The organism is Mangrovibacterium lignilyticum (genome assembly GCF_010882175.1).
In the GTDB taxonomy this organism is placed as follows: domain Bacteria; phylum Bacteroidota; class Bacteroidia; order Bacteroidales; family Prolixibacteraceae; genus Mangrovibacterium; species Mangrovibacterium lignilyticum.
On record NZ_WKLH01000001.1, the window covers coordinates 1,099,892 to 1,123,557 of the forward strand.

Annotated in this window: 12 protein-coding genes; 10 read left to right on the forward strand and 2 right to left on the reverse strand. The window is 44.2% G+C overall.

What is annotated here, in order from left to right; translation table 11 throughout:
• Position 1 precedes the first annotated feature (1 nt).
• The gene (locus tag GJV22_RS04535; RefSeq protein ID WP_163709305.1) at positions 2-1,102 is read left to right on the forward strand and encodes a ligand-binding sensor domain-containing protein; all 1,101 of its coding nucleotides are present in this window, start codon (positions 2-4) and stop codon (positions 1,100-1,102) included.
• Positions 1,103-1,137: 35 nt separating this feature from the next.
• Here the strand turns inward: GJV22_RS04535 and GJV22_RS04540 are convergent, their stop codons facing one another.
• The gene (locus GJV22_RS04540) at positions 1,138-1,716 is read right to left on the reverse strand and encodes a DUF3109 family protein (protein WP_163709307.1); all 579 of its coding nucleotides are present in this window, start codon (positions 1,714-1,716) and stop codon (positions 1,138-1,140) included.
• Positions 1,717-1,787: 71 nt separating this feature from the next.
• Positions 1,788-3,314, reverse strand: a complete 1,527-nt coding sequence (gene gpmI / locus GJV22_RS04545; RefSeq protein ID WP_163709310.1) for a 2,3-bisphosphoglycerate-independent phosphoglycerate mutase — start codon at positions 3,312-3,314, stop codon at positions 1,788-1,790.
• A gap of 498 nt (positions 3,315-3,812) precedes the next feature.
• Between gpmI and GJV22_RS04550 the strand changes: the two genes are divergently transcribed.
• The 9 genes from GJV22_RS04550 to GJV22_RS04590 all read left to right on the forward strand — a co-directional run bounded on the left by GJV22_RS04550 (position 3,813) and on the right by GJV22_RS04590 (position 23,344).
• Positions 3,813-4,955: a carbohydrate porin gene (locus GJV22_RS04550; protein ID WP_163709312.1), complete on the forward strand. Its 1,143-nt coding sequence runs from the start codon at positions 3,813-3,815 to the stop codon at positions 4,953-4,955.
• 11 nt (positions 4,956-4,966) lie between these two features.
• Positions 4,967-7,465: a ferrous iron transport protein B gene (gene feoB, locus GJV22_RS04555; RefSeq protein ID WP_163709316.1), complete on the forward strand. Its 2,499-nt coding sequence runs from the start codon at positions 4,967-4,969 to the stop codon at positions 7,463-7,465.
• Between the two features lie 13 nt (positions 7,466-7,478).
• Complete coding sequence (locus GJV22_RS04560; RefSeq protein WP_163709319.1) at positions 7,479-7,706, forward strand: FeoB-associated Cys-rich membrane protein; 228 nt, start codon at positions 7,479-7,481, stop codon at positions 7,704-7,706.
• 336 nt (positions 7,707-8,042) lie between these two features.
• Positions 8,043-10,451: a glycoside hydrolase family 127 protein gene (locus GJV22_RS04565; protein WP_163709322.1), complete on the forward strand. Its 2,409-nt coding sequence runs from the start codon at positions 8,043-8,045 to the stop codon at positions 10,449-10,451.
• A gap of 108 nt (positions 10,452-10,559) precedes the next feature.
• Complete coding sequence (locus GJV22_RS04570; protein WP_163709324.1) at positions 10,560-12,713, forward strand: family 43 glycosylhydrolase; 2,154 nt, start codon at positions 10,560-10,562, stop codon at positions 12,711-12,713.
• A 150-nt stretch (positions 12,714-12,863) separates the two neighbouring features.
• Positions 12,864-15,473, forward strand: a complete 2,610-nt coding sequence (locus GJV22_RS04575; protein WP_163709327.1) for a DUF5695 domain-containing protein — start codon at positions 12,864-12,866, stop codon at positions 15,471-15,473.
• A gap of 231 nt (positions 15,474-15,704) precedes the next feature.
• The gene (locus tag GJV22_RS04580; protein WP_163709330.1) at positions 15,705-19,772 is read left to right on the forward strand and encodes a hybrid sensor histidine kinase/response regulator transcription factor; all 4,068 of its coding nucleotides are present in this window, start codon (positions 15,705-15,707) and stop codon (positions 19,770-19,772) included.
• A gap of 162 nt (positions 19,773-19,934) precedes the next feature.
• Entirely contained in the window at positions 19,935-21,317 is a 1,383-nt protein-coding gene (locus tag GJV22_RS04585; protein ID WP_163709333.1) for a DUF6055 domain-containing protein, read from the forward strand.
• A gap of 74 nt (positions 21,318-21,391) precedes the next feature.
• Positions 21,392-23,344, forward strand: coding sequence for a glycoside hydrolase family 97 protein (locus GJV22_RS04590; protein ID WP_163709336.1), 1,953 nt, complete (start codon positions 21,392-21,394; stop codon positions 23,342-23,344).
• The last annotated feature ends 322 nt before the right edge of the window (positions 23,345-23,666 follow it).

Below are 23,666 nucleotides of genomic sequence, written 5' to 3' on the forward strand. Positions count from 1 at the left end.
AATGCTCATCCTGGTATTCGCCTGCGATGACGACTATATCCCAGAGGAAGAACCAACCATTGCAACTATTGAGGTAGTATTGCCAGACAGCACAACTCAAGAGCCAGACACACCTGAAGTGCCTGCTGTTGTTCCTCCGGATGAACCGGTAACTGTCCCGGTCGAGCTGTCCAATGTATACCTTTCGGGGCACCCCGTTAAATCAATTGATTTTGAAAACGATTATGTATGGGCTACGACTGACAGTTTCTTAGTCAAACTAGATCAGTTTAATAAGACCATCACCTACTATCCATATCCATACACGGATCAGAATGGCAGTTCCTACAACTTAAAGGTTGATAAAAACGGAGAAAAATGGATTGCCCGTTCCGAATACTTACCTCATTGGTCAAGTATTTATGAGAGTCATAGCAGCAGCATGTATCGTTTCGATGAAAACCAGTGGACAAAAGTTAAATCTATCGGTTATGGTGAAATTCTGTCACTGGCAGTAGACAAAAACAACAACAAATGGATAGCTACGCTAGGTAATAGCGGGGTATATGTAATCAAGCAGGATAGTTGCTTACACTACACGTCTGCAAACTCGGGGCTCGTCTACAATAGCGTGGAACAAATTTCTTCAGACAGAGATGGAAATATATGGCTGTATAATTATGGTAATTTAGGTGGTCTCATTTCTGCAGATGTATCAATGATAAGATACGATGGAGATAATTGGATTTCTTATTTTTTGGGGAGGAATTTTTATCTCGTGTGGATGAGGCTAGACAGCCAAGGGAATCCTTGGGTTCAAAATCCCTGGATAATTCAAAAACTGGATACCGCCAACATATCATGGTCTGAAATAACCCCATTAGACATCAACGAACATTTACGATTACAGACAATTGAAGGAGACCGTAAATTCTGGTATACAAGAAGCCTAAATCTAAAAGGTAATGGTATCGCAGTTTACAATGGTTCGGATTGGAACTACTACACAACTTCCAATTCTAATTTGCCTTCCGATACGGTTTATCAAATAGCGATCGATTCATTCGGTACAAAATGGATCGGAACGGCCAATGGACTGGCTAGATTGGAAACAATACCGTAAATAGCTGATTGTTGCTAACGGAAACTTGCCTCAGCTTATTTTTGTTCCCAAGGCCGTTGCTCAGCAGCATAGCTTAGCTGCTCGTACCAGCTTTTGCCATATTTGCGGATCAGGGGTTCTTTTAAAAACTTGTATAGCGGCAATTTCTGACCAATACCACACTGTCGGCCCGGCTTGCAAATATCCAGTTCCTGGTAATTCACAGCATCGAATCGTTTATACTCGGTAATGCGAATCGGGAACAAGGCACAGGAAACAGGCTTCCGAAAATCGAGCTTTCCATCCAGAAAAGCTTTTTCAATACCACACTTGGTGATGCCTTTTTCGTCGACAAATACAAAAGCACAGGCTTCATTACTCATCAATGGCGTAACCAAATCGCCATCACTGTCGATCACCGAAGTTCCTTTTTCAGCAACCACCTGCTTACCTTCTTCCGTAATATATGGCTCGAAAACAGGATACAATTTCTCTATAGTAATCGCTTCCTCCTGCGTAAGTGGAGCACCGGAGTCTCCTTCCACACAACAAGCGCCTTTACACTTCATCAAATCGCACAGGAAGTGCTCTTCAACGACATCAAAACTAACGATGGTTTTTCCTATTTCGAGCATAATATCTTTCGGACAATAAAAAAAGCCTCTCCTCAAAATCGGGAGAGGCCTGCAAATATAAATGAATTTACTTAACGTTCAATCAATACTTTACCGGTCATTTCAGCAGGAATTTCCAAGCCCATTTCTGAAAGAAGGGTTGGGGCAACATCAGCCAAAATACCGTTGTTGATTTTCAAATTCTTGTCATCACTCACATACACACATGGAACCGGGTTCAATGAATGAGCAGTGTTTGGAGATCCGTCAGGGTTTACAGCATTGTCTGCATTACCGTGGTCGGCAATGATCAATACATTGTAATTGTTTGCACGAGCTGTTTCAACAACTTCTTTAGCGCAAGCATCAACAGCTTCAACAGCTTTAGTAATTGCCTGGTAATCGCCGGTGTGTCCAACCATATCGCCATTCGCGAAGTTCAAACAAACAAAATCAACTTCACCTTTTTTCAACTCAGGAATGATCGCATCTTTAATATTCGGAGCTGACATTTCCGGTTGATGATCGTAGGTAGGAACTTTAGGAGAAGGGCACAACAAACGTGTCTCACCTTCAAATTCCTCTTCGCGGCCACCGCTAAAGAAGAAAGTTACGTGGGCATATTTTTCAGTCTCTGCAATCCGGATTTGCTTTAATCCAGCTTTAGAAACCACTTCACCCATTGTGTTTATTGGGTTTTCCTTTTCGAAAATAACATTCACATTTTTGAAGTCGGCTTTATAGCTGGTCATGGTATACCATTGTAAATCCATTGTGTGCATATCAAATTCGTGCAGATCTTCCTGTGTGAAAGCAATGGTTGTTTGACGCAAACGGTCGGTACGGAAGTTGAAACAAATTACAACGTCTCCCTCTTCAATAACAGCCACCGGACTTCCGTCTTCTTTCACCATACAAATTGGCTTGATGAATTCGTCGGTTACACCGGCTTCGTATGAAGCCTTCATTGTAGCCAACAGGTCAGTTGATTTCTCACCTTCACCTTTTGTATAAAGATCGTAAGCCAGTCTCATACGATCCCAGTTTTTGTCGCGATCCATTCCGTAGTAACGACCGATGATAGAAGCAAATTTACCATTGGTCCCTTTTAGTCCTTCAAGATCAGACTCCAGGAATCCGTATCCTGAGCGCGGGTCTGTATCGCGACCATCTGTCAGCCCGTGTACAAATACGTCGCTCAATCCTAAATCGGTACCCATTTGGCAAAGGGCAATCATGTGCTTACTTAAAGCGTGAACACCGCCAGGGCCAATCAAGCCAATCAGGTGAACTTTTTTATTGTTGTCTTTAGCGTAATTAAAGGCTTTCAGCAGTTGTGGATTTTCCCACATTGTTTTTTCGCGGATAGCTTTGGTAATCTTAACCATGTCCTGATACAAAACACGGCCGGCACCAATATTCAGGTGACCAACTTCCGAGTTACCCATTTGTCCGTCTGGCAAACCAACATTTTCTCCGGAGGTAAGCAATTGTGAATTCGGATATTCTTTGATCATAGAATCCATGAATGGTGTTGATGCCTGAGCAATTACATCGCGTTCGGAACCATCACCAATACCCCATCCGTCGAGAATCATCAAAAGTGTTTTCTGTGCCATAATTTATAATCAATTTAAACTAGTTATTCTTTCGGCTCACAAAATTATTCTTTTTTCACCAACATCGGAAACGATCTCTCCTTCCTTTGGTCAAATTAACAATTAAATAATTGGTATTGACACACCTTAATTTCGATTCCTGGCTTTTCAATGTTCACAGCGAGCACTAAAATGACGTCACTATTGGAGTTCCTTATTTATTAGCACGGTTTAACGAGATTACCTATCCTCGACGCAAAACAACTATTGCCTGAAACGCCCTTCATTGTTGGGAGAAAGCAGCTGCTAAAAGCAGGATGAAATTGAATGAAAATTATTTCTGAGAAACAGGTCTTTTTATTCTATTCTATTGATTTATGGCACATTAACCATCACAAATGGGGATAATGACGGGAATTTAAAGGAATAGTCCGAAATAAAACCCCTACATCATGGGATTGATGCATGCCCTTGCTAAAAATACTTTTACAACAGAAAACCAAAACACCTTTTATCTGTATGAAAATCTTCAATAACATCGGAATGATGGCAATGGCTCTTTTGATATCGGGTTATGCCATGGCGGGGTCGGACGAAGAAAACAAAAACCCGGCATTGAGCTTCTACGGAGCCTACAAAGGCGATGCTGTTTCTAATTTTAACGGTGGGATCAAAACCGGATCCACCTATTTAGGCTTGGCCGATTTATTTCTTGAATTTAACACGGAAAACGCAGGCTTGTGGAAAGGCGGCACCTTCATGGTACACGGAGCGAACACCCACGGCGGCGAACCCTCTGCTAATCTGATCGGCGACTTTCAGGTCGCATCAAATATTGAAGCCGGAAATCACACCTTCCTATACGAACTTTGGTACAGCCAAACTTTTGGGAATTTCCATGCGACTATTGGTCTACAAGATCTGAACGTAGAATTTGCCAACAGCGAATTTGGAGGTCTCTTTCTGAACAGTTCATTCGGGATTCACTCCATAATTGCTGACAATATTGCTGCACCAATTTTCCCATTAACATCTCACGGGATTACTTTATGCTGGGAAGTATCCAGTCGTTTAAATCTAAAAACAGCCGTCTATAAGGGAAGTCCAATTGATTTTGAAGACAATCCCAACAACCTAAAATGGAACCTCAACTATTCAGACGGATTACTATGGGTGGGCGAAGCCAACCTGCACTGCAGCCAGCAGGAAGATTGCGCCGAAATTATTAAAGCGGGGTTCTTCTATCACCAGCACAGTGAAGACTGGACCGTCTCTGATGAATTGGAGTCCGACTACGGATTTTACCTGGTGGGCGACCATCGAATTAGTCCAGCCAATGACTATGACAAGGGACTCAGCATCTTCTATCAATTGGGGGTTAGTCCACGCAACGACAATGTTGCTTACGTTGGAACCGGCATTCATTACACCGGACTATTTTCGGACAAAGGAAAAGACACTTTTGGGCTGGCAATGGCCAGAGGGGTGATGACCGAAGAAGCGGGACAGGACGAAACAACATTTGAGCTTACATACAAATTACAAATCAACAAATACCTCTATCTCCAACCTGACATCCAATACATCATCCATCCCGGCGGGACTGACATGATGCTTGACAATGCCTTGGTTGCCCTATTTCGTTTAGGATTGGAATTTTAATACTTCAGCTTATGTTCTTACAAACTTCAGATAATAGCAATAAAAGGCTGGCTGGTTTGAAAACCGGAGAAGAAGCCATCATCAAATACGTATTCGGACAAGGTGCTTTCCGTAAGCGAATCTCAGAAATGGGATTCGTAAAGGGACAAAAAGTAAAAGTAATCAAAAATGCGCCGATGAAAGACCCGGTTGAGTATGAAATAATGGGGTACAAAGTTTCGTTACGTCGCAGCGAAGCGGAAATGATTGAAGTGATCGCTGAAAGTGAAGCGTCACAAGCACTGGCCGGTAAATTCGAAGGCACAATCGACCATCACCGATTGAAAGTATCGGGCGGCAAAAAGAGCAAGAACATCTCGGTGGCTTTGGTCGGCAATCCGAACTCCGGGAAAACGACCTTATTCAATTACGCCTCAGGGTCAAAAGAGCGCGTTGGTAACTATGCCGGCGTAACCATCGATGCCAAAGAAGCCCGCTTCCGACAAAACGAATTTACATTCCGGATCTCCGACCTTCCGGGAACTTATTCTATTACCGAATACTCACCCGAAGAACTATTCGTCCGCAACCAAATTGCAGAGCGCAAGCCCGACGTAGTGGTCAACGTAGTGGATGCATCGAACCTGGAGCGCAACCTCTACCTCACAACCCAGCTGATCGACATGAATATCAAAGTGGTCATTGCCCTGAACATGTACGACGAACTGGAACAAAAAGCGGTAACATTCGACTATACACGTCTGGGCGAGATGATCGGTGTTCCGATTGTACCGACTGTCGCATCGAAGGGAAAAGGGCTCAAAGAACTTTTCGATAAAATTGCTGAAGTATATGAAGAACGCGACCCAATTGTCCGGCATATCCACATCAACTATGGAAGCGATATTGAACAATCAATTTCTCTCATTCAATCTGAAATAAAGAAGGATGAGCACCGCAACAAGAACTATTCAACCCGCTACTTGTCCATCAAACTATTAGAGGATGACAAACAGACTCGTGAGCTATTGACTGAAAATGCCAACTGCGATGCTGTCATCAAGCTTGCGGACAAAGAGACTGCGCGTTTGGAAATTCTGATGGGTGATAAATCGGAGACGTTGATCGCCGATGCTAAATATGGTTTTATTGCCGGAGCACTGAAAGAAACATACAAACCGGGAGCCCATTCCCGCCGAAAAAACAGTCGTGAAATTGACAAAATACTGACCCACAAAGTTTGGGGATTTCCGATATTCATTTTCTTCATTTGGGCAACGTTCCAATTGACCTTCACCCTGGGTAGCTACCCTATGGACTGGATGGATGGCGGAGTCGGCTTTCTCGGAGACCTTGTGTCTTCAATCATGCCCGACGGCGCGTTGAAAGACCTGCTCGTTGACGGAATTATCGGAGGCGTTGGCGGAGTAATCATATTCCTTCCGAACATCATGATCCTGTTTTTCTGTATCTCACTGATGGAAGACTCCGGTTATATGGCCCGCGCGGCCTTCATTATGGACAAACTGATGCACAAAATGGGATTGCACGGAAAATCGTTCATCCCTCTGATTATGGGTTTCGGGTGTAACGTTCCGGCAGTGATGGCTACCCGTACACTCGACAACAAAAACGATCGTTTGCTGACCATGCTCATCATTCCGTTCATGTCGTGTAGTGCGCGTCTACCTGTTTATGTGCTGTTGATCTCCGCGTTCTTTGTCAGCAACCAGGGAGCAATTTTATTCCTCATTTATTTCATCGGAATCGCCCTCGCCGTTTTGGTCGGTTTGCTCTTCAAAAAGACTTTGTTTGCGAAAAAAGAAGTCCCTTTTGTAATGGAGCTCCCTCCCTATCGGATGCCGACTCTGAAAAACACCACCATTCACATGTGGCACAAGGGGGTGCAATACCTGAACAAAATGGGGACAGTGATTCTGTTTGCATCGATTATCATCTGGGCAATGGGATACTATCCGCGCCATGTGGAGTTCACTAAAGATTACGACAGCCTGATTTCTCAGGTTGAAACAAATTCGACATTGAACGAAACGGATAAAGGCCAGCAAATAGACCAATTGGAACTTTCAAAAGAAGAAGAAAGATTAGAAAAATCGTATATCGGCCAGATGGGGCATTTCATTGAGCCGGTTATTCAGCCACTAGGCTTCGACTGGAAAGTTGGCATGAGTATTATAACCGGAATGGCCGCTAAAGAAATTGTGGTCAGCTCCATGGGGGTCCTTTACCATGCGGGGATGGATACCGACGAAAATTCGCAATCGCTGAAGGAAAAACTGCAAAGCCAAACATATACCAACGGCCCAAAAGCCGGGCAAAAGGTATTTTCACCCATCGTCGCGTTTGCATTGATGATTTTCGTTCTCATCTATTTCCCTTGCGTTGCCGTGATTGCTGCGATTAAAAAAGAGGCAAACTGGAGATGGGCCATTTTCACAACGGTTTACACTACAGCAATAGCATGGATTGCAGCTTTTGCAATTTACCAAGTCGGTAATTTATTCATCTAAATGACCAAACATCATGATTCAAAATATTATTGTTTTAGTTATTCTTGCGGCAGTTCTCATCAAAGTCGGATACAGCACTTACAAATCGTTGATCACAAAAGAAAAAGGGCTCTGCGGTAGTTGTGTCAGTTGCGATTTTAAACGAGAGCTAAAAAAGCGAGGAAAACTAAAGCCTTACAGTCCAAACAAGCTGGTCTCGTTCCGTAAGGAAGAAATTCGCTTTGCTCCAAGGCAACAATAAATTTAACGAGCTAAATACTCCGGATTTTCGATAATTTCCACATAAAATTCGGTACAAATTTAGAGGGGAATACTTCAAGGCTGTCAGATATGACAGCCTTTTTTTGTGCCAAAAACCACGTAAAAAGTCAAGGTAAATCAAACCAACGGAACAACCACACTAATCACTCAAATACAACCCATTAGAGATGAATAGACAATCCAACAACCACCTAAAAAAACACCAATTATACATTCGTGCAAGTTATTTAGACATTGGTTAAGGTACTCCATCGAAAGAATAAGTTAGTTCACCTTCGGGATTTTAACCGAAAATTTTGACAGAAAAGGTATGGGAATGAGAATATCAAAATTCAAAACACGTTTACGCAAAAACCGGGCGATCTACTTTCAGATCCTGCCGTGTATTATTGCACTATCGTGTTCGCTGCAAACTAAAGAAACCACGATTAAGACCGGGGGCCCGGAAGTGGTCGATTTTAAAGTTTTGCCATTCAGTCTGGCTGATGTAAAACTATCGGATGGCCCTTACCTGCATGCGACAGATCTTGGAATTAACACCTTATTGGAATACGAACCCGACCGGTTCCTTGCCAAATTCAGAAAAGAAGCCGGACTGGAGCCAAAAGCTGAAAACTACGGTGGATGGGAAGGTGAATCGCTGGCCGGACACAGTTTAGGCCATTACATGACAGCCATAAGCTTCATGTATCTCACCACCGGCAATGACGAATTTTTAACTCGCGCGAATTACATTGTCGATGAACTGGCCACCTGTCAGGATGCCAATGGAACCGGTTATATTGGTGCATTCGAAAATGGCGAAAAGATATTGACGGAAGAAGTGGCAAAAGGTCAAATCAAAGCTCAGGGTTTTAACCTGAACGGTTTGTGGTCGCCTTTCTACACGATCCATAAAATTATGGATGGACTGTACCATGTGTACAAATATTGTGGTAACGCAAAAGCACTTGAGGTCGAAAAAAAGTTTGGAGACTGGGTTGGAACTGTTGTCAATGGCCTAACCGATGAACAGCGTCAGGAAATGTTGCATTGTGAATTTGGCGGCATGAACGAAGCGCTTGCAGATCTCTACGCTGAAACAGGAGATGAAAAGTACATGCAGTTGTCTTTCAAATTTAAGCACGACGCAATCATCGATCCAATTGTTGCCGGGGATGATATTCTTGCAGGGAAACATGCCAATACACAAATCCCCAAGTTTGTAGGCTTGGCTCGTCGCTACGAATTAACAGGCGACAGCGCCGATTACGAAGGAGCCACCAACTTCTGGAACATGATGGTTCATCATCATGCTTATGTAGCGGGAGACTTCGACAACTACGAATACCTCGGGGAACCGAATCAACTAAACGATCAGTTAAGTAACAGCACTGCTGAAACCTGCTGTGTTTACAACATGCTAAAATTGTCGCGCCACCTGTTTGAGTGGAACGCTTCGGCCGAAGTGATGGACTACTACGAACGCGCACTGATCAACCACATCCTTTCGTCGCAACACCCCGAGACAGGACATGTCATCTACAACCTGTCGCTCGACATGGGAGGATTTAAGGAATACCAAAATCCGTACGACTTTACCTGTTGTGTCGGATCGGGCATGGAAAATCATTCCAAATATGGACGAAACATTTACTATCATTCCGAAAACTCACTGTACGTTGGGCAGTTTATCGGTTCCGAATTGAGCTGGAAAGACAAGGGAGTTGAAATCATCCAAACCACCGAATATCCGGAAGAAGAAGGCACGACATTGGAAATCAAAACCGATTCGGATAGAACCGTTTCTTTCAACCTGAAAGTGCGGTATCCCTCGTGGGCAAAAAAAGGCATATCTGTCAAAATAAACGGAAAAAACAAACAAATTGAAGGCCAGCCGGGAAGCTTCGTTAGCCTTGGTGACAAATGGAATGATAGTGACATAATTGAGATCAACATTCCGTTCAGCTTGTACCAGGAAACGATGCCGGACAACAAAAACAGAGTCGCAATTTTCAACGGGCCCGTTTTGCTGGCTGGCTACCTGGGGCCACTTGACGACCCGAAAGCGACCGATCCCATGTATGTTCCTGTACTGATGACCAAGGACACTGTTCCTTCGAATTGGCTGACTCCGATTGAAGAACTGAAAAACACATTCAAAACCTCCGGAGTAGGCTATCCCCGTCAGGTAATGTTGAAACCTTTTTACCGCACTCAGGACTGCCACTACACGGTTTACTGGGATAGCTATTCCGCAGAAGAGTGGGAACACTACCAGACAGAATACCAAGCAGAACAAGCCCGAAAAAAAGCCTTGGAAGCCAAAACCATCGACATTTTCCGCCTGGGTGAAATGCAGCCGGAGCGCGACCACAACTTCAAAGAAGAGAAATCATGGGTTGGCGAATACAAATCGAAAAAATACCGGGAAGTTGATCGTGGCGGGCAAGCCTCGTTTGACATGAAAATTGACGGAAATGGGCCAGATGCGTTGGTGTTTGAATATTGGGGCGGATTTGCGGGTTCGCATACCTTTGACATTGTTGTTGAAGGAACGAAAATCGCAACCGAAAACATTACCAACAAGGCTCCGGGCAAGTATATCGACGTAACTTACTTGATCCCTGAAAAACTAACAAAAGGGAAAAGTCGTATTAAAGTTGAACTGCTTCCGCATGACGGACACCGTGCTGGTCCTTTATTTACGGCCCGAACAATCAAAAACGTTAGATCGGAGAACTAGTTTTAATAAAAGCATCAATTCTTTTTCTCTGTAACCATGGTGCCCCCACACCATGGTTTTTACACCTTAAAACAGATTCCTGAAATACATCTAAAACCGACCAACGGAATGACAAACATGAAAATTCAGCTTACAACAATAACGGCTTTCTTTGCCCTTCTTCTATCGATCAGCGGATATGCACAATATTGCCCCATGAAACCGGCAAACGGCAATCCAGTTCTTCCCGGATATTTTGCAGATCCGACAATTAAAAAGTTTGGCGACACCTATTACATTTATGCCACGACCGATGGCATAAAGCTGGCATCGGGCGAGCCACAAGTATGGATCAGCGAAGATTTGGGAAACTGGTACGACCAGGAAATGGATATTGAATTGCCGGAAGGGCTAACTAATTGCTGGGCACCCGATGTACTTCAGGGGGAGGATGGTAAATATTATTACTACATGGGAAACTGCCAGTTTGGGTGTAACATCTACGGTTACGTCTCCGACACGCCAACCGGTCCGTGGAAACCTTTAAACAACGGCGAAGCAGTCATTCCGGTTGGTACCGGCAAAGAATATTTGCCGGCGCTAGATGCCCAGTTTCTCGTTGACGACGACGGCTCATTATATAACTATTTCGGAACCTGGTGTACTTCGTTTAAAGGAATGGGGTGGGTGAAAATCAACTCAGACGATATGCACACCATCGAGAAGGAAGGTTTTATCCCAATAGAGCAAATCCCTCAGGCTTTCGAAGCAGCCTACCCGATCAAAAAAGACAGCATTTATTTTCTGATGTACTCATCGGGCGATTGCCGTCTAGGTACGTATGCAGTTCATTATTCCTGGTCGCTATCACCCGAAGGTCCCTGGACTTATGGCGAAAACTGCCCCATTCTGGAAACAACATCCGATGGCTATATCGACAGCCCCGGACACCACTCAGTACTGGAGAAAGATGGCGAATATTACATTGTTTATCATCGTCACGACAACCCGCACAGCAGTGGAGGCGAGTTCCGCCAGGTATGTATCGACAAAATGGAATTCTCCGATCCCTACACCATTGAAAAAGTAACGCCGACACACGAAGGTGTCTGCTTCGAAAGCAGCATGCCCGGCAATTTGGCTTTCGGCGCAAAAGCAAGCGCCACATCAAGCTATCGTTTGGTAGCCGAAGCCAATCAGTATACCCGCAAAGATGTTGATCATCTTTACGCTCCGGAATTGGCAACCGACGACAACAACGGAACCATGTGGAAAGCTGCCAGTGCAACCTTGCCGCAATCACTGGTTATCGACCTTGGAAAACAGCAAGACATTAAGCGAATATTTACGCAATTCGAATATCCGACATTCTACTATCAGTATAAAATTGAAGTGTCTGCCGACAGCACAAATTGGGAACTTTTCGCCGATCAAACCGCGAATAAAACAAGCGGATCGCCAATGATCGATGACAACAACACCTTGGCCCGCTATGTAAAAATTACGGTAACCGGAACAGAAAAAGCAGGCATGTTCCCGGCCATCTGGAATGTAAAGGTATTCGACGAAATCTTCGAAACACCTGCAACAAAGAATCACCCCATAGTCGGAAAAGACGGGAACACCAAAAGCCAAGGGCTGCTGGTTAACTTCGACGCTTCCAAAGTAGGAAAAGGTGAAATCAGCCACGTGAAAAACACAGGGCTGCTGGGTGGTGAATTCAAATTAGCCGGGACGGCATCAATCGAAAAGGTTGACGGTGTAAAATCGGTTCAACTTGATGGTCAAAGTTTCTTTGAGCTATCCGAAAAAGCTCCGCAAAGCCTCGACTGGAACTCACCATTTACTGCTTCAGCCTGGGTTTACATCCCAGAACATCAGGATGGAGCTTGCGTCATTGCATGGAACTCGCGCGAAAATATGCTGCAGGCGTCTTACGCTGCCATGATGGTCGGAAAAGGCAACTACGGAGCGATTGCACATGGCGACGGTTCCGTTGACCTGAGTTTTAAAAATGTTCCCTCGGAGAATGAATGGCATCACTTGGCAGTCACTTTCGACGGTATGAAAGAAAGCATTTATGTTGATGGGAAATTGGATCGCGAAATGCCGCTGATGCTTTTCGTGGAAAAAAGTAAAATTCTGATCGGCGCTTCCGGCATCGAACCGGAGAATTTGAAAGGATCAATTGCCAACGTTCGCTTATACGATCAACCAATGACTGCGACACAAATCGCGGAACTTTACCTGGAAACGAAACCGAAAGGACTTTCGAACAAATAGTTTACAAACAAAAAAAGAACGGTCGCTATGATAAAAAAGATGTTTAACACCTCTTTCCAACGAACAATGCGATACACATTTTTCGCATTGCTTGCCTTCAATTTTCTTGCTTGTACAAGCGGTCAACCCCAAGAAACGAAGCGACCAAAAGTGCTGAAACTGGAAGAAGGTTTTTCATCCTACCACACGCCTACGTTAGGACTGGAGTTAGTGAATTCATCGCAAACAGTGGCAAAACTGGAGGCGACCGATTACGATAATTTTGATTTAGCGCCTTATGAATGGCTAGAGAAAAGGGATGCTGATGGCTTTTACCACTTAGGCGATATCAATTTGTCTGTTAGAAATCCGGATAGCCTGAGTTGGACAAAATATTCATCGGCCGCCAAGCGTCAACCGGTTAAAGCAATTACCTCAGAAGACAGCTCCGTTTTGGCTGCTGCTGATTTGAAAAATACTTTTCCGGACGATTTTCCACTGCAGCTCACTCGTTTTTGGCAGAAAAAGGATGACCATTTAGTTTTAAAATTTCAACTAAAGAATCCACTAGAGCATGCCGTAGAAATCGGGGCGCTTGGCATCCCTTTAATTTTCGACAACAACTTTGATCACAAACACCTGGATGAGGCTCATGCTGAAAATGTCTTTTTCGATCCGTATATTGGCGAAGATGCAGGTTACCTTCAGGTTGCCCGCCTAAACGGAGAGGGGCCAGTCATGCTCGTTTTACCTTACGGCCATTCCCCCTTCGAAGCCTACCGCCCCTTGCTGGACGATCCGACAAACAGAAGCTTCACCTTTGAAGGCTTTCACGAATGGATGATCTACAGCAAAGCTTATGCTGACAACGAATGGAAAGGTTCGGAACAATGGAATGAGCCAAGGTCAAAAGTACTGGCTGCAGGTGAGACAATTGAATTTGGACTGGAATTCGTTTTAGCTGACTCCATCAAGGCCATCGAAAAAACGTTGATCAGGCACGATCGACCAGTGGTGGTAGGTGTTCCCGGTTATGTTTTACCGGAGGATGTCAATGGCAACCTCTTCATCAAAAGTAACAAGTCGATTGCTGCAGTCCAGGTGGAACCAAAAGGTGCACTGGAGGTCAGCTACGACTCCCAAACCAAAGGCAATTGGAGCAAGTACCGGGTGAAAGGTGCAAAATGGGGACGCGCCCGACTGACGCTCGTTTACGACGATAAATCCATTCAAACGATCAATTATAAAATCATCAAACCCGAAGCGGAAGTTGTTGCCGACAACGGGCACTTCCTGACAACCAAGCAATGGTATGTCAACGATGATGATTTATTTGGCAGAAGTCCTTCCGTAATCACTTACGATTACGAAGCAAAAAAACAACTGACCGAAGACCGGCGTGCCTGGGTAGCAGGCTTGAGCGATGAAGGCGGTGCCGGCGCCTGGCTGAATGCGATCATGAAACAACTGGTAGAACCAAACAAAGAAGAAATTGCTAAACTCGAAGATTTTGTCAATCTAACGATCGTTGGCGGCATTCAATCTGATGAAGGTCCGGGAAAATACGGTGTGCGAAAAAGCATGTTCTATTACGAACCGGACTCGATGCCTTCCGGCACCTACAGCGATACAGTTGACTACAGCAGTTGGTCGGCATGGCCAAAAAAAGAAGCCATATCGGTTGGACGTTCCTATAATTATCCCCATGTTACCGCTGCCTATTGGGTGATGTATCGGCTGGCTCGCAACCACGTTGGACTGACCACGCAACAGGACTGGAGCTGGTATCTTGAACAATCGTTCCACACCGCAATGGCAATGGTAAACCTGGCCCCGTACTACGCACAATTTGGACAAATGGAGGGCTCTGTTTTTCTATTTTTACTGAAGGACCTTCAAGCCGAAGGGTTCAGCGACATGGCTGCAGAACTGGAAGAAGCCATGAAAACTCGTGCTACCCATTGGGCATCGTTGAACTATCCGTTTGGAAGCGAAATGCCTTGGGACTCAACCGGACAAGAAGAAGTGTACATGTGGTCCCATTACTTCGGATTCTCTGAAAAATCGTTGGTGACAATCAATGCCATTTTAGCGTACATGCCTACAATACCACATTGGGCCTACAACGGGAACGCCCGCCGCTATTGGGATTTTCTCTACGGAGGAAAACTATCCCGCATCGAACGGATGATTCACCATTACGGTTCGCCGCTCAACGCTATCCCTGTTTTAACCGAATACCGCGATCACCCGGAAGACCTGTACCTGCTACGGGTTGGGTATGGCGGATTAATGGGTGCTCTTTCAAACATCACCGAAGATGGTTTTGCTCCCTGCGCCTCTCACTCCTTCCCTTCCACCCTCAAAAATGATGGTATTTCGGGAGACTACGGCTCCGGCTATTACGGTTATGCGGTGAACAGTGCAAGCTACATCACTCACGACGACGAACTCGGCTGGCTGGCTTTTGGCGGTAATCTTTCGGAAAAAGGACCATGGATTGAAACCGCTATTACTACTGCGTCAAAATCGAAAATTTATATTTCCCCCGCCAAGGCATGGATCACCCTGACTGCGGGAGCGATTGAGAAAGTGAGCTACAACAAAACAACCGGAGAGATAAATTTGACATTGTTGCCAGCTGACACCTACACCCCAAACGCCTACCTTTTAGTTGAAAAAAATCATCAGAAAGTGGCGATCAAAGGTGACTATCGAAAAAATGAACGCGGTGATTTCATCATTCCATTGAAGAAATCGTCCGTAACAATCAGCATATAATCTTAGTTGAAGTGCTATAAATATAATGGAAGCGTGACCTCGGTTCATCTAAAACAGATCAACTGAGGTCATTCAATTAAAAAGAACACTTTAATCAAAAAAAACATTTTTTGGATTCAGTGACAATATGGGAGCAAAAAATATTTAAATGCTATTTTTACCGAAATCAGGAAGATGCTTTCCCAGACAAATAAGAACAACGAAGATCGACAACAATTGATGGATGCTTAAATGAAAAAAAACGGCGCAAAATATCATTTATTCTTTTTAAATACGCTTGTGTGTTTAATCGCATTGCTCTGCTTTCATCAAACCGTTTTTGCTCAAGATCAGGAACCTATTCAATTCCGTCACTACACCCCGGAAGATGGCTTACCATCGTCGTACGTTAAAAGCATTACACAAGATACCGACGGATTTATTTGGGCTGCCACGCGTACAGCAGTTGTTCGTTTCGACGGTCAGAACTTTCAGGAATTCCCAACCTACAATGATTCTCTGAAGCCCCTTCAGATTTTCTGCAACAAGCTGTTCATGACCAAAGATTCAATTCCGATTGCCAGAACAAACAACGAATCTTATTACTATTTCAATCGGGATCTTGAAAGCTTCTACCCGTATCCGTTATTGACGGCATTAGGCCCAACCAGCTCCATTGTCGCATCCAAAGGAGGCTTCTGGGTTTGTCAAAACGACCAGATTTTCTTTCTAAATGAAGCTACCGGGCAGCGGGAAGGATTAAGACAAAAACTCAAACTTTTCCAGATTCCAGAAGGGAGTTTATTCACATCTATCCTTGAACGAGGCAACCGTCTGGTTTTTGCGACCACTAAGGGTAAAATATATTCCTACCAAAACAACGAACTCCGGGAATTCGATCTTCCCAATGAACTGAACAAGGACCAATTCGACCTTCGTTTTATTGATTCCCACGATAATCTTTGGATTCACTCCCAGGATTATGGATTAGCTAATTTAAATCTCACGAATAACTATTACAGTTTTTATGCTGAAGCAAGAAAAGACAGCTACCACTTACCACACAATTTAGTACACTGTTTCACGGAAGACCACGAAGGAAGGGTCTGGGTCGGAACAGAATCAGGACTGGCCATTTATGATCCTGAAACCGACAATCTGGCACTTCATCATTACAAACTAGCAGAACCTAACGGGTTGAATACAGATCCGATTTATGATGCTTTTTGTGATCAGCAAGGCAACATTTGGTTGGGGACTTATTTCGGCGGAATTAATTTCTGGAATGGCGAAAAACAGTTTTTCAGAACCTGGACTTCCGGATTTGGGAAATGGCACCTAAGCGGCAATGTGGTTAGTTGCTTAACGGAAGACGTAGCAGGCAATTTATGGATCGGCCTCGAAGACAAAGGCCTCAACAAATTGAATCGCCAAAACGGGAAAATGACTCACTATTCGTCGGAAGATGGTCCAAATAGTTTGTCCTATAACAACCTTCACGATTTACTCTTCGTGAACGACCATGAATTGTGGATTGCGACCTATACAGGCGGAATCAATGTTCTGAATACCAAAACAAACCGTTTTGAGTATTACAACCGAAAAAATACCAACAACGCTCTTTCAGACGTCATTTACCAATTTGAAAAAGTTGATGACCGCGTTTACATTGCGACCTCAGAGGGAATAGTCGTATTTGAACAGAAGGACAAAAAGTTCCATAAGCTCAAACCTGAGATCACGAGCAGTTTCCAGTTTGAAAGCATCGCAAAAAACGGACAATTCCTTTGGTTTTCATCTGCCCAACAAGTATTCCGATACGATATCAGTAAAGACTCCATCGCTCCATTTAGATTAAACGATGAACTTCAAATTGTTAATTTTGTAAAAACCGACTCGAAAGGAAGAGTGTGGTTTGGCAGCTGTTACAATGGACTATTCTATTTGGATGGAACAACAGGTGAAATCACCCAAATTAACGAGGATAATGGTTTCCCGGCACAATGGATTTTCAGTTTGGAAGAAGGAAAAAATGGCTGGTATTGGGCGAGCACCAATAAAGGACTGGTGAAATTTCAACCTGAAACAGGCGCCAGTACGCTTTACGACAGTAATTCAGGCATCCCATTCAACCAGTTTAACTACCGCGCTTCTTTCACCGATAGTAAAGGAAACACCTATTTTGGTGGCAACAACGGAATGATCTCTTTCAACGAAGAGTCGAAACCGAGCCAGATTCATAAATTACCGGTTGTTTTTACCGGGTTCCAATTATTCAACAAACATGTTCATCCGGGCGACATCAAATGCATGGACAGGTCAATCAACGAACTGGACGAGCTGGTGTTAAAATACAACCAAAACGTATTCACACTGGAGTACACTGCTTTTAGTTACGCGACCGGCGGTCGTTGTCAATATTCGTATTTTCTGGACGGCTTTGAAACGAAGTGGAATAATGTGGGGAACCGGAACTTTGCGACTTATACCAACCTTTCGCCTGGCACATACACCTTCCGCGTTAAAGCAATCATAAACGACAACCTAAACGAACCACAGGAGCGACAACTCACAATCACCATTTTGCCACCATTTTGGCTGACCAACTGGGCTTTCGGCATTTATGGCATCCTGGCTATTCTGATTTTCATCCTTGTATTCCGGGTCGGTAAAAACCTGGAAAAAACAAAAGCGATGGCCGAACTGCAACGTCGCGAGAAAGTACATGCTGACGAAATACACAAGGTGAAACTCGAGTTTTTCACTAATATCTCACACGAACTAAAAACACCGCTCACCCTCATTCTAGGACCGCTGAACAAGCTGATGGCAGAAGAAAAGCTTAGCCCTGCATTTCGGAAGCGTCTAATCGGAATTGAGCGAAACGCAAACCGACTATTCCTGTTGATTAACCAACTGCTGGAATTCCGGAAAATAGAAAATGGTAAGGAAAAGCTCAAAGTCTCGCCTTGTGATGTTAGCTTGATGATGGATGATATATCCAACTCATTCACTAATTTGTCGGAAACGAGAGATATCGATTTTCAGCTTGAGTTTCCGGCCCCCGGTAAAATGGCTTGGTTCGACGTCAACAAAGTCGATAAAATCATTTTTAACCTTTTATCGAATGCCTTTAAGTTTACACCTGAGGGTGGTAAAATTAGTTTTACTGTTGAGTTGAAAAAACGAATTCCCCGAACGCCGGATGAACTCATCGACATGGTTATCACTGTTTCCGACTCCGGAAAAGGAATCAAACAGGAAATGCTGAATAAAGTATTCGACCGTTTTTTCCAGATCGAAGAGGAACAAGTAGACAATACCGGATCGGGTATAGGACTAGCCTTTGTAAAAAGCTTGGTGTTACTGCATAAAGGGCAGATTACTGTTGACAGTATCGTAAATAAAGGAACAAGCTTCAAAGTTCAGTTACCGGTCAGCAAGGAGGACTTCAACTCTCAGGAAATTTCCATCGAGCCGGTTCAGTATCATCAGGCGATGCGTGCTCCGGTTATTCAGGACGTCTCCGGCGGCAAAAGCGAAACCATCAACCCGGATGCACTTTCCTCAAAACCAACCATCCTCATCGTGGAGGATAATATCGACCTGATCAACTTTATGAAAGAGTCGCTCGAAATGAGCTACCAGGTCGTGATGGCCCTAAATGGTGTTAAGGCGTTGGAAAAACTGGAGAAAGTTACCCCCGAATTAATTATCAGCGATGTGATGATGCCAGAAATGGATGGCATTGAATTGACTAACCGCCTAAAGTCGGACCTGAAATTATCGCACATACCAATCATTCTGCTGACATCGAAAAGTGGCATGGAAAGCAAACTTCAGGGACTGCGTTCCGGAGCTGACTATTACATTGAAAAACCATTCTACCCAAATATTCTGGAGCAAAACATCGAAAATATTCTAAATACACGGCGTCGTTTGATTGAGCGTTTTAAGACTGATGATACAATTCAAATTGAAGAAGTAGCTCACTCTGAATCAGACAAAATTTTCATTGAAAAACTGACTGTAATCATCAAAGAGAATATTAGCAATCCGGATATGGATGTGAGCTTCCTCATCAAAGAAATGGGCGTAAGCCGCTCCCTGCTTCATATCAAATTAAAAGGATTAGTCGGCTGCTCCAGTACTGAATTCATTCGGGCGATCCGCTTGAAAGAAGCAGTCAAATTAATTTCAAGCGGGAAGTGCAACATCTCCGAAGCCGCCTACGAAACAGGCTTTTCGAGCCCAACTTATTTTACGCGCCGGTTCCGCGAATTCTATGGAAAATCACCCCGGGACTATTTCAACCACTAGGAACTACAACCGCTCTGATCTGTTTTACCCCGTAGCTGAATCTACACATTGCTGCAAGTTTTTTACACATTGCTGCCAAGCCAACTCATGCCTTTTCCGCTACTTTATCTTGAGATCTGCTACACATCCGGCAGATCATGAAAATCATTCATCCGATTAAAAATGGCAAAAACGAAATTAGCTTTTTACACAGCGTTCATCCTTCTGATCCAGGTGGCTTGTCAACTTTCAAAAAAGACAAACAGCACCAATCCGGCTACAGTCGAAAATAAAGAAACCTATCTTCCGGTTGACGCCTGGCAGGTTGCAAAAGACAATGACTACAACGACAGCACCAGCCGGTTCAACTTTTACCGGATGAAAGAAACCGAAAACCTGGTCGCGTTTTGGGAATCCGGATTTGGCAAAGCCCCTTCCAACACAAGCGATCCTAAATTCCGGTTCGATTTGGATGATTTAATTGCAGAAAGTGAAAAGATGTTTCAATTTTTTCGCGACAGCCTTAAATTTGTTGAACAAGGCCATTCGCTCACCGACAAATACCGGATGAACTTTTACGTTTTCTACAACGAAGACGGAACCGTTTACGGAGGCGGTGCCGACGACTCGATCGGAGTCATGTGGCTTTCGCCGGGACGCATTCAGGATAAACCTTACGGAGCCATGGCGCACGAGATGGGGCATGCGTTTCAGTATATGGTTTCAGCCGATGGCCACTGGGGGTTCACTTCGTCGCCGGAAGGCAGCAAAGGCCAAAGTATTTTCGAAATGACTTCACAATATATGCTCTGGCATTATTACCCGGACTGGATGCGCTTTGAGAACTATCATTTAAAAATTTTCATGCATAATACGCACAAGGCATTTTTGCACGAAGACAACATGTATTGCTCTCCCTACGTGCTCGAATACTGGTCCGAAAAACATGGAATTGACTTTATTGCCAAGCTCTGGCGCAAAGCGAAAGAAGGAGAAGATGCGATCATGACCTACAAACGGATCACCGGAATTGACCAGTCAGCATTTAACGACGAGATGCTGGATGCTTATCTCCATTTCATGACTTGGGATATGAATCGAATCCGAAAAGTTGCCAGCAATTTTGCCAACCAACACACGACAAAAATGGAAATTGACGGTGACGGTTGGTACAAAATTTCTGCCGACAAATGTCCCCAGAATTATGGGTACAACGGCATTCAATTGGAGGTTCCGGCAGGTGGGACCGAAATAAAACTTGATTTCAAAGGAATTGCCGGTGCAGAGGGATATCATGCAGTCAACACGGACAGAGCAGGTTGGAGATACGGTTTTGTTGCTGAAAAAAGCAACGGTGAGCGCATCTATAGCGACACCTCCTCTCAGAACAACGGTCAGGCAAAATTCACGGTTCCTGAGAATACGCAATGGCTTTGGTTGGTTGTCGTTGGCGCTCCTACTCAGCATTGGGAACACATCTTCGATGGAGATCCGGACAATGATGAACAATGGCCTTATGAGATCAAGCTTGATGGTACAAAACCGATTCAGTCCGTTGTGAACTAAATGTAGTCGACGACGGCACCATAATTCTTCTTTTTTTAACTTTGGGTTCCAATAAACCTTAACAACAACATACAATGATTAAACGATTATTATTCACTCTCGTGGTCGCACTGACATTCTACACGGGAGTACTGGGGCAGGTAGCCTCTGTTTCGTCCCCCAACAACACCATTAAAATCAACGTCAAACTAACCGACCGGATTTACTACAATTTGGAGGTAGACGAGAAAGGAACCATGTGGTACTCTCCTATTTCGATGAGCACAAACCAGGGAGAACTGGGACAAAATCCGGTGCTTTTGAATCAATCTTCAAACTCTGTTGATCAATCCATCAAAACTGTTTGGGGAACCCGCAGCGAAGTCAAAGATCAGTACAACGAGCTGACACTCGATTTCAAAAATGGGTACTCCCTAATCTTTCGTGCTTATGATGACGGAGTTGCCTATCGATTCAAAACTAGTAAAAAGGGCGAGCTGCTGGTTTATAACGAAGAAGTTGAATATCGCTTTTGGAAAAACCATAACATGCTGAGCAAGGTCGCCGATTCCTTTTCCACTTCCTTTGAGCAATTATACACGCGTGAGCGATTGCGGGACGTAAGCCCTCAGAATCTCATCAACCTGCCAACGGTTATTATGGCCGACAGCATTTACCTGACTGTACTTGAATCGGATTTGTTCGATTATCCGGGCATGTACCTGTCAAAATCGATCAACCACGCACACCGATCATACCTCGACGGAAAGTTTGCAACCTACCCAACAAAATGGCAACAAAACAACTTCCATCTTGAAGTGACAGACCGTGCTGACTACATCGCAAAAACAGAAGGAAGCCGCTTATTTCCCTGGCGGGTTATCGCTGTTTCGCGCACCGATTTGGAAATGGCTGACTCGGATCTGGTTTATAAACTGGCCCGTCCCTCAAAAATTAATGCCGATTGGGTAAAACCGGGTAAAGTAGCCTGGGATTGGTGGAATGCCATGAACCTGGAAGGAGTTGATTTTGAAACCGGAGTCAACAACAAAACCTATGAATACTACATCGACTTTGCCGCTAAAAACAACATTGAGTATGTAATTATGGATGAAGGCTGGTCCGATCAGTTCGATGTGCTGCTACCAACCCCAATGGTTGACATGGAGCACCTGACTCAGTATGCCAAAGAGAAAGGAGTTAAACTGATTTTATGGGCGGTTTGGCACACCATCGACCGTCAGTACAAAGAAGCATTCGAGTTGTTTGAAAAGTGGGGCATCGCTGGTGTGAAAGTTGATTTCATTGACCGTGACGATCAATTGGCAATCGAATTTTACGAACGACTAATTCAGGAAGCAGCCAAGCACCATTTGTTGGTCGACTTTCATGGTTGCTCCAAGCCAACCGGCTTACACCGCACCTACCCCAACCTGATCAACTACGAAGGAGTGCACGGCAACGAATACAATAAGTTTAACGACGAGCAAACTCCGTCGCACAACGTCGATCTGCCGTTCACTCGCATGATGACCGGCCCAATGGATTACACGCCTGGCGCAATGACCAATTTTGTACAGAACGATTTTCACCTCAGCTACTATAATCCGGGGAGTAATGGTACCCGCTGTCACCAACTGGGTATGTTTGTAGTCTACTTTGCTCCGCTGCAAATGCTATGCGATGCGCCAACGGCCTACGAAAAGTATCCGGACATTCTGGAATTCTTGAGCGCTGTTCCAACAACCTGGGACGAAACAAAAGTACTGGATGGTAAGCTGGGCGAATTCATTGTAATTGCCAGAAAAAAGGACAACATCTGGTATATCGGAGGAATGAATGATTGGACAGAACGGGATGTCACATTAGATCTTTCGTCTTTACTCGGCACCGGAAATTATGAAGCGACAATGCTCGTTGATGGTGTTAACGCCAATCGAAATGCGGAAGATTACAAAGCAGTCAAAAAAGATGTTTCGGCAAACAAACCGCTTCATCTAACGATGAAAAAAGGTGGTGGCTTTGTTGTCCGGATTCAAACAAAATAAAGATTAACCATCATTGGCAAAATAAGAGTTAAACGTATTCACAAAAAGATATAACACTGAAGTAAAAGCCATTAACCCAGATCACTTTAAACATCCGTGACAGTTTTTTAGACATTAATACTACTTGACTGAGAAGATAAACGTGATATTTACACCATGGTTTTTAGATCAAAACATTAGTGAAATTTGACAAGAGCACACCCCAAAGGCTGCTTTAGTCATCGTAATACTTTTATAACTTTTGCCCCGAAAAACACCGTCCCTCTGGCACGGTGTTTTTTTTGTTCGTTTGAATCAACATAACCAGAGAGAATTCAGGTTC